Here is a 9,824-nt window from a genome sequence, read left to right on the forward strand (position 1 = left end):
TAGATCTCTCCCTGCCCGAAGCAGGCGGGCGTTCCACTACCGATGAAAAATCGGTACAGGTCGCGTTTCAGTCGAGATGACGAGTTTCCTTTTAGAGTTTGTTAATGGAAGCATAGCGAAGGATCTTCCTTTTTTTCATTGCTCCGCCATTTTGAAGGGAATGAAGAAATCTGTCCTTAATTAATGTCCTTCTAATGCCCGAGTGAAAGATTGCTTCACGCTGTCCACAATCCCAGCGCTTCGGTTCGCAATAACGAGTTTTATGAATGGTAACTATTATGATATTTAACGGATGGATTTAATAGATTTTATATATTTGGTTCTACACACTAAATCGTTTTATGTAAAATGAAATCACTAACCAAATTTCTATTTTTTATCTTATTTCTAAATGTACTAACGGGCGATGAGGCTCAAAGTCAAGGCAAAACAAATTTTACCAGGTATGTTAATACCTTTATCGGTACAGCTCCACTCACTGATCCTAAAATATTAGGCTATGAGCTTCCGCAGGGTTGGCGCTCGTGGGCAGGATTAACTTTTCCGGGCAGTTCGTTACCCAATGCCATGGTGCAATTAAGTCCCATTACGGAGTTTGGCTCGGGAGCTGGCTATGAATACGAAGATGATACCATTTATGGTTTCGCACATACCAATAAAGGCCATTGGAACCTTTGCAACATCCCAATCTTACCACTCTCTAACTCAGGTGAAAAGTTCGGGTCAAAATTCTCGCACAAAAATGAAAGTTCGGCACCGGGCTATTATCAGGTTTATCTTGATGATTATAAGGTTAATGTAAAGCTTACTTCAACTTTAAGATCCGGCTTTCATCAATATGAATACAAAAACAATCACGATAGGCAGATATTATTTCTTTTGGGGAAAGCCAATAGCGGTGTTTCTACCTGGAACATCGAACAGGTAGGTACTTCAGCCGTGCAGGGCTTTCAGGGTGGTGAGAACATTTATTTTTATGCAACCATCAATGGCAAGATAGATAAACTCGATCAAACAGATGTTGGCAAACGTTCTGGTTATGCCATTGTCCGTTTGGCCGACGGAAGTACCGGTCCGGTAGAACTAAAAATCGGACTCTCTTTTGTGAGTACGGCCAATGCCAAAGAGAATCTGGAAAAAGAAATCGGCAATAAAACTTTTGCGCAGATCCGTAACGAAGCTATCGCAAAATGGGAATCACTTTTATCAAACATTCAGGTAAAAGGTGGTACGGAAAAACAAAAGCAGATGCTGTATTCGTGTCTTTACCGCTCGTTTCTATGGCCGGCATTACGCAGCGATGTAAATGGCGAATTTAAAGATGCAAAACGCAATGTAATCAAAGGTAACTTCAATTATTATACTGAACCATCACTTTGGGATACCTACCGCAATAAGGATGTACTTTTAGGGCTGATTACACCTAAAGTTACGTTGGATGTAATTAAATCGATGAAGGATGTGGGTGATAAAACCGGATTTATTCCGACTTTTTTCCACGGAGATCATGGGGCATCGTCAATTGCAGGTGCCTATTTAAGGGGGATTGATAATTTTGATGTGAGAGGAACCTACGAGATCTTATTACGTAATGCCAATGTTGAGGGTGGTGCACGTCCGTTCATAAAGGAGTATATTGAGAAAGGTTATATTTCTGATCCGGATGTTAAAAATCCACACGTAGAAACGAAGGCGAAAGCGGGTGTATCCAAAACGCTGGAATATTCTTACGATGATTATTCGCTTGCCCAGATTGCGAAAAAACTGGGCGATACGGCAAACTACCGCATCCTGATGGCCAGATCGAAAAATTACAGGAACATGTTCGACCCCAATACCCGTTTTATGCGGGGCAGATTGGATAATGGCGACTGGATTAAGCCTTTTAATCCGCAATATCCATATTACGAATACATGTACAGGGAAGCCAATGCCTGGCAGGTATCGTTTTATGCACCACATGACATGAAAGGTCTGATCGATCTGTATGGTGGTGCCGATGGCTTTGAATCTAAATTAGATTCGTTATTTACCGTACCATGGAACCCGAAATACATTGCACGTAACGTAGAAACGATGATTGGACAATACTGCCAGGGCAATCAACCTGATCACGAAGCTCCTTTTGCTTATACATTTATCGGCAAACCTGAAAAATCGCAAAAGATAATCGATAAAATCCTCAATGAACTTTATGGTATTGGCAGTGATGGTTTGGCACTTTCTGGGATGGATGACGCAGGGGAGATGTCGGCCTGGTACGTGTTCAGCGCTTTAGGATTATATCCGTTTTCGGCTACTGATCCGAATTATATTGTAACAGCGCCACTTTTTGATGAAGTAAAATGGAAGACAAATACCGGTAAACTGTTAACCATCAGTAAACCGGGCAGGGGCAGGGGAATTACCGATATTAAAGTAGATGGAAAAACCAACCAGGGCTATTTTATTTCGCATGATCTGTTTAAGAACGGAGGAAATGTAGTGATCAACACTAAATAATGTTCTTTAGACCTCGCAGGTTTTAAAAACCTGCGAGGTCTCTTCTAGTCTTAGCGTCTCGCTAAGACTTTAAAAAAACCTTTATTTGCGGTAATTTATTTCTTTATTTAGGTGAATTAACCTCTTTAATAATTTGGGCCTTACCCTTTTCCCGATGAAAAATCGGAAAAGGGTCGGACTTTTCAGGGCTCCGCTTTGCTTCGGTACCGATGAAGGATCGGCACTAAACCCTTACAATTCCTAACGCGAAGTTCTCGCTGGTTTCATCCAAACTAAAAAGAATTTTATTCGTGAAGTTTATTTTTAGGTCGTAGCGAGACGCTACAACCAGAAGTGAGGCCATGGAGGTGCTACAGCAAGAAGTATTTTCTGAAACCTATGGAATCTGCTGAAAAATTGACTTTTTTCTGTTCATAATCTTATGTTGCTGTATTAATTTTAGCTAACAGCATAAATCATGGAAAATAAAACTGAAAAACCAGAATTTTGGGAGAGTGCCTTTGGCGAAAAACAGGAAATGTGGGGCTTGGAACCCGCACTTTCGGCGGTATTGACCAAAGATTTCTTTCTTCATCATTCGGTTAAAAATATACTGATCCCCGGAATCGGATATGGTCGTAATGCCCAGATTTTCAGGGATAACGGAATGGTAGTAACCGGTATTGAAATTTCGGAAACCGCAATAGCGCTTGCGAAAAAACATTATGGGGAAAGTATGCTGATCCATCACGGATCGGTAACCGATATGCCATTTGATCAAAATACTTATGATGGAATATTCTGTTATGCGCTGATCCATTTATTGGATAGTGCAGAAAGAAAAAAGCTGATCAGCGATTGTTATCACCAGTTACAAGATGGAGGCTATATGGTATTTACCGCTATTTCTAAAAAGGCGAACACTTATGGCAAGGGGAAACTGATCAGTACAGACCGTTATGAGCTATTTGAGGGAGCGCAGATCTATTTTTATGATCAGGAATCAGTAAAAACCGAATTTGGCGAATACGGATTATTTGAAATAACAGAAATTGAAGAAAACCAATCATTTTACCTGATTAAATGCAGGAAATAAAGGCATCATGATTAAATACCGCAAGGCCACTATAACAGATTTTCAGCTTGCTTTCGATATCAAATCAAATTCGATAAAGCCTTATATAGAAGAAATATGGGGCTGGGATGATGAAGTGCAGCTTAAATTCCATCGTTTGGATTTTAATCCAGACAACATGAGCTTTATTCTGGATGACGATAATATGGAAGTGGGCTTAATCGATGTTTTGGAAAACGATGGGACAGTTTTTGTCAAAAGCATTTTAATCAGCAAAAATGCGCAGAGACATGGATTGGGTACGGCGGCTATGACGGATATTATAGAGCGATCAGTTTTAATAAATAAACCGATTGAATTACAGGTGTTTAAAATTAATATTAAGGCATTAACTTTTTACAAAAAACTTGGATTTAAAATGAAAGGAGATACGGAGTTGCATCATCAAATGATCCGTAATATTTAAACAAACAGCTTCCCAGTTTAAATAGGAAGCTGTTTAGAACAGAATATACCTGCTTTGTTTTTGTTTAATTTATTAGGATTTCTCCCGAAAATAATTAGCCTCTGCCAGGATAATATGTTTTAATAAAAGCAATATCACCTTGCGAAAGAGTAGTGTTGTTGGTAGCAATTGCCTTATTATTGGTCGTAAAACGTGCATCTACAGGATAATGCATAATTGATTTTGAATCATACGCACTGTAACTTAATCCTGTTCTAGAGTTTACCGCAAGTACATTATAATCTATTTCCTCTTTGGTCCAGTAATTTGGAGCACCCATATAATAATTGTAAACTGCTTGGGTATTCCATGGAATATTCGCGTCAGGATGTGCTTGTTCATGCTCTAATCCAAGTGCATGGCCAAACTCATGAACTATTACCCTCCTAAATTCTGTTTCGAAAGTGTTATTGTCGAATCCACCATAATTCATCGATTTTGAACGCGATTTGGAATCAGTACCAAGGTAAGACCAATAACCCGGTTCATCAAAGCCAACTTTTATGTCGGCGGCAGCATTATCGGCAACAAATGAAAAAGTAATGTTGGCATAGGGTTCCCAGCTTTTAGCATATTGTTTTACCTTATTACGAACAAAGACAGAGCCACCTATAAAACGAACCTTAACAGTACTTCCGTTAGGCCATTTCCACCTTGTTGTTGCATTTGCCTCCGTTGTAGGACCACTGGCAATCACCCCCAACATCTTACAGCTGAAGTTTTCATTCATTTCCGTTTTTTCGGTTTTTAGATCGGTGTTGTCAGGTAATGTTTTTTCAGCATTTTTCTTACAACTTACTGTCATGGTAATGATCAGTGCTAGCGACAAGCCTGATTTCAAAAAAATGTTTTTCATTGTTTTAGGTTTTAAAGGTTAATAATTGTTTTAGGTTTTATTGATCAATGCGGTTGGTATAAAAATTTAAGCACAATGCAATCAGAGGATGACTTGCGCGTATTTATACTATACTGAAAAAAGCTTACAGGGATATTGGCCAGCTAACTGCGGGCTTTGATATTTTGCCTGATGAGATTAAGATTTGGCTTTTTGCCTGTTTAGAAATAAGAATATCCTTCATAATATTGCCTTTTGTTTTAACTGTAAATATTATTTGGGACGTGCTTCAAATATAGAAGTGTAAAATGTTTTGTTTGAAACGAAATTTGTTTTTTTACATGAAATAAGACAGCGTGACTGTTTAATTAGCTGTAAGCTGTATTATTATTGTAAATTTTACATGAAAAGCAAAATAGTGCATATGCTTTAGGTCCTTAATCATATGTGATTATTATTTTTTATAATCAGATTTAAGACATTATTCAACAAATAAAGCCCCAGGTTTACCTGGGGCTTTATTTGTTTTTGTTATCAGATAGGTATTATCCTATATTAATTATACAATCCCAACTCTGCTAACGAGGCAAACTGCAAACCATCATGCGCGGAATTGGCAATTACCTTTAGGTATCTTAATGTTTTGGCGCCACCAAAATCAAAATATTGTACTCCGGTAGCATTTTGTGCAACATAATTGTTTACGGCTGTAAAATTAACATTGTCGGTACTGGTTAATACCTGAAAGTTTTTAACTGCCCTGCTTAAATTGCTTCTTTGTACCAGGCTTAAACCTTTGGCAGATTTATTTGAACCCAGATCAATCACAACCTGATGCGGATAACTGGTTGCCGAACTTGTCCATCGCGAGTGCCAGAAAGTACTCTGGCTACCATCAATCAATGTTGCTGCGCGGCCATTTATTGCACCTTCACCACTGGTTTCCTCCGAACTGAAAGAATTTATACTCCAGCCACTTTTGCTTAATTCTGTAAGTGGAGCCACATTATCCTGTAAAGTTGATGGATCAGTAGTAGGGGCAGGTAAACCTAAAGCAGCTATATCAGCATAAATTTGTGTGGTAGCTGCAGTGGTAGAAAGATTTAATCCCCATTTCTGGAAAAAATTACTTAGGTTTTTGCCTGATATATTACAGGCTTTTAACATAAAGTACCGCATACGGTCGTCGTCGGTTGATAATGTTGGGTTTTCTACCCGCATGTTCTTGGCCAGTGTTCTATAAAAATTATCGCCATAAGCCAGGGTTAACTGCTGGAACATAGCTAACCTGATCCAAACATCGGTTAAGGGGTTTGCATAACCTGCGGCCCCATTATAATCTTTTGTACCAGCGGCTTTACCCAAATAGGTAAACACCTTGGGCCAAACACCATCATTAACCAATCTGTTAACGGCAGGAGTAAGGGTACGCTGAACATATAAACTGTAAAGATTTACCGTAACCTCACCCAGGCCACCCCAACGCCACATCATTTGGTGCTGGTGCCCTAATTCGTGCCATACACCCCAACCATTGGTACCTACGGCATCGAGGGTTAAAATGGCATTTACATCAGATGTGGTATAAGCCGTACGGTAATCGTAGGCAAAGAAATAATAATTAGGATCCTCATGTTGGGTTAACAGATAAGTATGTACATTTTTAGCATGGGCAGGTAACGAATTATCCAAACCATTAAGGTCATCCTCCAGCGCAATAACCTGGGTAATTTTATTAAGCACTGCCGCCTGGTCTTCGTTCTGGTACTGAATGGCTTTTGTGCGCGATACTACAATTACACAGTTGCTGCCTTCGAGCACCACATCAGGTGTTGTGTAGGTTTGCAGCTGGTTGATCCAATCGGAATTTGAGGTTACGCCCAGTTTAAAATAAGGTGCATATTGGTAACCATTGTTGAAAGTTACTTTTGCTGTTGATCCGGTTGTAGCATTGGTATATCTTAACCATAAAAGCCCCCCGGCTGCATTGGTAATGGTATTTGTACCCGCGGTTAACTGTACAACTGTTGGCTGTGCATTCCATGTACCGTATCTCGAATAGGTACCGATGAGCAATTTTGGCAAGCGCGTACCTGCTGTCTGCTCTACGGTAATGTCTAAAGTAGCATTCGGCGCCATATACAGCCCCGTTGCAGTAAAATCGGTTAAATAATAGCCATTTTTTAAACGGTCCCTTTCAATTGAGGCGTTAATTTTTTCGGTTACATTGAAAACATTGGTCTGGCTGGCCGATAACAGTGCAGCACGCTTTGCTGTTTTACCGGTATCAACCTGTTCTGGCAATACAGTTGCCTTTTTGCAGGCACTGAGGGAGATTATTGCCGTTGCGATAAAGAGTAGGGATGTTTTGTTCATTGTTTTTAGGTTTGGTAAATATTTGATTGTTATTTTGTTTTTGGTCAAGAATATTCCACTACACTAATTCCCGTTATACCTTTTAGCAGTTTGAAGAAAGAATAAAAAGTCTGCTTAAACTGTCAATCGAATGTATTTATAATTACAAATATTTAAAGGATAAAAGACTGCGCAAACGTTTGATTAATAACCTGTTTTCGACGATATAAAGTAATGGCCAAGAAAATGGAATTGATTTTGAAACAGTAGATCATTTTATGGATAATCAGTTATTACTTATCTACTTAAAAGATAGTTAAATCAAATGTTATTGATTATTATAAGCCAGATGAACATGCATTTACCAAAAAATAAAAGATAAGACCGTAATGATTTGAAAAATCAAGGAGAAAATTGCAAATTGCGCGTTAAAACGCATTTCAATGGGTAGAAAAATAACCGACGGACCTCTAAGAAACAAAGAAAGAACAAAACAAAAACTTATAGATTCGCTTGGCATTATCCTAACCGAAAGCGGTTTTGCGGGTTTAAATGTAATGCAGGTTGCAGCAAAAGCCAATGTAGACCGAAAACTGGTGTATAAATATTTTGGCGGTTTGGAAGGACTTGTAAAAGAATATCTTTTTACCAAAGATTACTGGAGATTTAGCGAAGAGCAAACCCAGTATGTTATTGAGCAGAACAAGGCCGATGCTGGTCAGAAAATGGCTTATCAGTTGCTTATAGATCAGTTAGATGCGCTAATGGGCAGCGAAGAAATGAGAAAGATCATTACCTGGGGCATTTCTGAAGACTTTGAGCCGCTAAAAGAGCTTAACCGTCAGCGTGAAGAAGTAGGCGAAAAACTCTTTGCGAGTGTTTACGACGATCATTTTAAGGGTAAGGATAAAAATCTCCGTGCTATCGAAGCCATCCTGATCAGTGGTATATACTACCTTTCGCTTTACTCGCAGAATAATGGCACTTTTTGTGGTATTGATGTTAAGGGAGAGGAAGGACAGGCAGAAATAAAGAAATCGCTGAAACAGATCATCGATTGGGCCTACACTTAAATCGCAGTTAAAAACATACGGTTTAAGTGTAAAGCTAAATTGCTGCGTTTCTACGCGTTTAGTTTGGCCGAGATTTCTTTTAATACATTAATGCTAAAAGTATGCCTGCCGTTAAGCCACCTTTCTATTTCTATCGGATTGATATCTACCATTACAGAAAGATCTTTGCCGGTAAGTGCTTTTTCAGCTAATATTTTTGCTGTTTTATCTGAAATTTCGGCATTGGCCTTTGCAAGTTCTTCAATGGCCGGGTTTCCACTTTCTTCAAGCCAGATAGATACAAAATCGTTTTCTTCCATTTTATGTTTGGTTTCTCTGTGGGCTATTTAGCCGCTAAATTTATTCGGGGGCGAATTTAATCATATTCAGCCCGAAAATCCAACTTCCAGAGGTACGATTTAGCACTATTTTATCATATTTTTTATTGACGGGCAGTACAATAATGCCCCATTTAGCCAAGTTTTTTTCTCAGCCATTTGCGAACAGGCTCATCATACCATTTCAAAGTAACATAAGCCAGCACAATACTGCCGATCAAAATTAATAGCGCATAAGGCCAGGCCTGAACAATGGTTACGCCTTTATTATTACTGATCCAGGCCACATAAAAATACACCAACGGATAGTGTACCAAATAAAGCGGATAGGATATATCGCCCAGGAATTTGGAAAGCTTACGCTCTGTTTCGCTTTTAATAATGCCACTTGCACCCAGGTAAACAATTAGCGGAAAAACAATGATGATACATACCGATTCATAAATGCCATTCATCCAAACATGTTCGGCTCCACCTATGCGCGGCATGTATAAAACAATGGCCACCAACAGGCTGCACCATAAAAAGGCATTTTTAATGCGGGTCGGTTTTGCAATCCGTGAGAGAAGCAGTCCTGCAAAAAATGGATACATGGTACGTGTAATGCCCACGCGTACCTGTTCCCAGTTGAGTGTCCAGCCACCGCTTACATCCCCTCCAGGGCTGGTAATGGCCAGATGTGCTAACGCTACAGCAGCAATAAAAACCAAAATACCCAATGCCGTTTTTGAAAATTTGCGGATGCCGATGGCGTACATGATATTGGCAACATACTCAAAAAACAACGACCAGCCAACGCTATTGAGCGGATGCATTTCTTCCCAGCCCCTTATATCCATTGATAAAGGAATGGGTAAAATGGTATAACCGATAAGCATTACCAGTAACATTTTCCACAACGGAACGGTATGGATGAGCGGCCAGATGGTTGAGTCTGTAAAATAAAATCCGATTGCGCCCAGGGTCATACCTAATATCACCATAGGCTGCAGCCGTTCGATGCGGCGTTTGAAGAAAGTACCAATCGTCATTTTATGCCAACGGTCATCGTAAGCGTAACCAATTACAAAACCCGACAGCAGAAAGAAAAAATCAACTGCCAGATAGCCATGATTAACCAATATATCCAGGTGGCCTGTTCCTAAGGGTTCGGTAAGGTGGAAGGTTACCACGATAATGGCTG

General features: G+C 39.5%; 8 protein-coding genes. 4 read left to right on the top strand and 4 right to left on the bottom strand.

Annotated elements, in window-relative coordinates; all coding sequences use genetic code 11:
• Positions 1-348: 348 nt before the first annotated feature.
• The 3 genes from B2V92_RS07835 to B2V92_RS07845 all read left to right on the top strand — a co-directional run bounded on the left by B2V92_RS07835 (position 349) and on the right by B2V92_RS07845 (position 4,022).
• Entirely contained in the window at positions 349-2,502 is a 2,154-nt protein-coding gene (locus B2V92_RS07835; RefSeq protein ID WP_293306566.1) for a GH92 family glycosyl hydrolase, read from the top strand.
• Positions 2,503-2,959: 457 nt separating this feature from the next.
• Entirely contained in the window at positions 2,960-3,577 is a 618-nt protein-coding gene (locus B2V92_RS07840; protein ID WP_293306568.1) for a class I SAM-dependent methyltransferase, read from the top strand.
• A gap of 7 nt (positions 3,578-3,584) precedes the next feature.
• Positions 3,585-4,022, top strand: a complete 438-nt coding sequence (locus B2V92_RS07845) for a GNAT family N-acetyltransferase (RefSeq protein ID WP_293306570.1) — start codon at positions 3,585-3,587, stop codon at positions 4,020-4,022.
• 94 nt (positions 4,023-4,116) lie between these two features.
• On the opposite strand, the gene B2V92_RS07850 is transcribed toward B2V92_RS07845, so the two are convergent.
• Both B2V92_RS07850 and B2V92_RS07855 read right to left on the bottom strand, forming a co-directional pair.
• Positions 4,117-4,917 (bottom strand): M12 family metallopeptidase, encoded by an 801-nt coding sequence (locus B2V92_RS07850; protein WP_293306572.1) that lies wholly within the window; start codon positions 4,915-4,917, stop codon positions 4,117-4,119.
• Between the two features lie 534 nt (positions 4,918-5,451).
• On the bottom strand, positions 5,452-7,272 hold the full coding sequence (locus B2V92_RS07855; protein ID WP_293306574.1) for a M60 family metallopeptidase: 1,821 nt from the start codon (positions 7,270-7,272) through the stop codon (positions 5,452-5,454).
• A 422-nt stretch (positions 7,273-7,694) separates the two neighbouring features.
• On the opposite strand from B2V92_RS07855, the gene B2V92_RS07860 reads away from it, so the two are divergent.
• The gene (locus tag B2V92_RS07860) at positions 7,695-8,324 is read left to right on the top strand and encodes a TetR/AcrR family transcriptional regulator (protein WP_293306576.1); all 630 of its coding nucleotides are present in this window, start codon (positions 7,695-7,697) and stop codon (positions 8,322-8,324) included.
• A 50-nt stretch (positions 8,325-8,374) separates the two neighbouring features.
• On the opposite strand, the gene B2V92_RS07865 is transcribed toward B2V92_RS07860, so the two are convergent.
• Positions 8,375-8,623 (bottom strand): helix-turn-helix transcriptional regulator, encoded by a 249-nt coding sequence (locus B2V92_RS07865; RefSeq protein ID WP_293306578.1) that lies wholly within the window; start codon positions 8,621-8,623, stop codon positions 8,375-8,377.
• A 152-nt stretch (positions 8,624-8,775) separates the two neighbouring features.
• Positions 8,776-9,824: acyltransferase family protein (locus B2V92_RS07870; RefSeq protein WP_293306580.1), on the bottom strand; the 1,049-nt coding region annotated here is incomplete at its 5' end.

The organism is Pedobacter sp. UBA5917 (genome assembly GCF_002432345.1).
In the GTDB taxonomy this organism is placed as follows: domain Bacteria; phylum Bacteroidota; class Bacteroidia; order Sphingobacteriales; family Sphingobacteriaceae; genus Pedobacter.

Excerpts from the sequence above, each read along its gene's own strand:
- B2V92_RS07835 (WP_293306566.1), top strand. The coding sequence starts at position 349 with ATGAAATCACTAACCAAATTTCTATTTTTTATCTTATTTCTAAATGTA.
- B2V92_RS07840 (WP_293306568.1), top strand. The coding sequence starts at position 2,960 with ATGGAAAATAAAACTGAAAAACCAGAATTTTGGGAGAGTGCCTTTGGC.
- B2V92_RS07845 (WP_293306570.1), top strand. The coding sequence starts at position 3,585 with ATGATTAAATACCGCAAGGCCACTATAACAGATTTTCAGCTTGCTTTC.
- B2V92_RS07850 (WP_293306572.1), bottom strand. The coding sequence starts at position 4,917 with ATGAAAAACATTTTTTTGAAATCAGGCTTGTCGCTAGCACTGATCATT.
- B2V92_RS07855 (WP_293306574.1), bottom strand. The coding sequence starts at position 7,272 with ATGAACAAAACATCCCTACTCTTTATCGCAACGGCAATAATCTCCCTC.
- B2V92_RS07860 (WP_293306576.1), top strand. The coding sequence starts at position 7,695 with ATGGGTAGAAAAATAACCGACGGACCTCTAAGAAACAAAGAAAGAACA.
- B2V92_RS07865 (WP_293306578.1), bottom strand. The coding sequence starts at position 8,623 with ATGGAAGAAAACGATTTTGTATCTATCTGGCTTGAAGAAAGTGGAAAC.